Here is a 2,249-nt window from a genome sequence, read left to right on the forward strand (position 1 = left end):
ATAGATTTATACTTTATTATATTAAAAGCTTAACTGTAATAAATATATTTTTATAGATAAGGAAAGGTATGATATTCTGGATTATGCTATGGGCAAGTACTTTCCTCTCATTATTTTTATATAGCTATCCAAATTTGAATAAAGATAGTAAAAGCTTATTTGTTTTTACTACAGCAACATTTTTAACTTATTTTTCAGCTTTTAGATTTGGGTTGGGCCAAGATTATGAAGGATATACTGATGTTATCCAACAAAATAGCAGAACATATAACGTTATAGAACCTGGTTATACTTTTCTTGTTAAGTTTATAAATAGTTATGGTTTTAGTGAGGTTATGTTCTTTCTCATACTAGCAATAATAACAAATTTTCTAATAGTATATGCTTTTAGTCGTTTTAAAAACTTTCAATTAATGATAATAGTTTACATGTCATTTTCTGTTTTTTATTTTAATACTTTTAATCTTGTTAGGCAGTATTGTGCTGCAGCTATAGTTTTTTTTGGTTTCCGTTTTATAGAAAAAAGACATTTTCTGAACTATATTATTTTTATATTTTTTGCAGCATTATTTCATGTCAGTGCCTTTTTTTGTATCCTAATTTATTTTATATGGAATTTAAGGATATCTAAATTTTTAATGGTATTTACTGCTTTATTGACTTTGTTTTTTGGTTCGATTCTCAGTAATCAGCTCAATTATATAGCAAACAATTTAAGTACTATATTGAATATTTACGTTATATATATAGGAGATGAAACAAGTTATCAGCCCTTTGGTTTGCTAACAATATTCTTTAATTTCCTTCTGTTCTGGACACTGTATAATCTTAAGAACCACGAAATAAAGCCTATTGATAATTTTATATTATCTGGTTTTTTTATATTAACTGTGATATATAATCTTATACCAGGTCTTTTTTACTTGCAAAGATTAGCAGTTTACTTTTTATTATTTTTCCCACTTGTATTGTCCGTTCCAACTTATAAAAGTAGGGTGTTAAAATATTTTATTATCATAACATCTGCGGTCTTTTTCTTATACTTTATAACTTCTAATTTATCTAATGTTAAAGTTATTCCTTCTGGTATGAAAACAATAAATGATTTGGTAGGTTAAATTATGAATGCTCCTATATTAATTACTGTTTATGATAGAGATGAACATTTTAAAAAAACAATTGAAAGTCTTTTAGCTTGTAATGGTGCTGACGAAACAGTAGTTTTTATAGCTCTTGATGGCCCTGCTTCTAACAGTGCTTCTGAAAAACAGATAAGCATAAAAAAATATATTTCTAAAATTAAAGGCTTTAAAAAAGTAAATCTTATACAAAGAGATGAAAACTACGGCGCTGTTGATAATTTTAATCTTGCGAGGAATGAGGTGTTTTTAAATTATGATACGATAATTATAACCGAAGATGATAATGTTTTTTCGACTCATTTTCTTTCCTATATGAATAAAGGTTTAGAGTTATATAAATCTAATAAGGATATTTTTGCAATATGTGGTTATTTAGAGCCTGTTATTTTGAAAACAATAGATGATACTTTTTCTAGGCAAGGTTTTACTTCTAATGGATATGGAGTTTGGAAAAATAAATATCAGAAAATGGAGAATAGTAATTTCCTTATAGTAAATGAAAGACTATCATTCATTAATTTTCAGAAAATGATCGATTCCATGGGTTATCATGTTGTATCTGGATTAATTTACTCTGAAAAAATGAAATATTTTTTGCTTGATTACTATATTTGTTACTATCTATATAAAAAATCAATGAGATGTATTTTCCCTAAATTATCTTTAGTAAGAAATATAGGACAAGATGGTAGCGGGATGCATAGTGGTACGAATCATAAATTGCAAAATCAAGATATTTATGAAAAAGAAATAAATATGCATAAAAATAGTATAGATTCTTCAGTATTAGACCGAGATATTTCACATTATCATAAGAGAAATTTTATGCATTCTATATATCAATACTATAAATTTATTAAGCTTTCGAAATGAATAATATCCTAATAATACCTCATGTCGGTATCTCAGGTGGTGCTGGTTTATATATAAACCAAGTACTTAGTGAACTGGAAAAAAAATATAAGGTCTATGTCGGTGGAATGTTTTCCGAAAGCTACGAACAAGAAGAGTTTCCTATTCCGTATGAGTTTAATAAAATTATTTTACCATATTATCAAGGCATATCTTTAAAAGCTTGTTTGTTTTATATTTTAAGATCAATTGCTA

3 protein-coding genes are annotated in these 2,249 nt (G+C 26.3%); all 3 read left to right on the forward strand.

The features are described from left to right. Positions 1-68 precede the first annotated feature (68 nt). On the forward strand, positions 69-1,118 hold the full coding sequence (locus ACZW67_RS14220) for an EpsG family protein (RefSeq protein ID WP_465183795.1): 1,050 nt from the start codon (positions 69-71) through the stop codon (positions 1,116-1,118). 3 nt (positions 1,119-1,121) lie between these two features. Continuing rightward, the gene (locus ACZW67_RS14225; RefSeq protein WP_465183796.1) at positions 1,122-2,015 is read left to right on the forward strand and encodes a glycosyltransferase family protein; all 894 of its coding nucleotides are present in this window, start codon (positions 1,122-1,124) and stop codon (positions 2,013-2,015) included. After that, positions 2,012-2,249, forward strand: a 238-nt coding sequence (locus ACZW67_RS14230) for a hypothetical protein (RefSeq protein ID WP_465183797.1), incomplete at its 3' end; no start/stop codon positions are given. The genes ACZW67_RS14225 and ACZW67_RS14230, both read left to right, overlap by 4 nt.

This window comes from Psychrobacter sp. TPE 89C, from assembly GCF_055522395.1.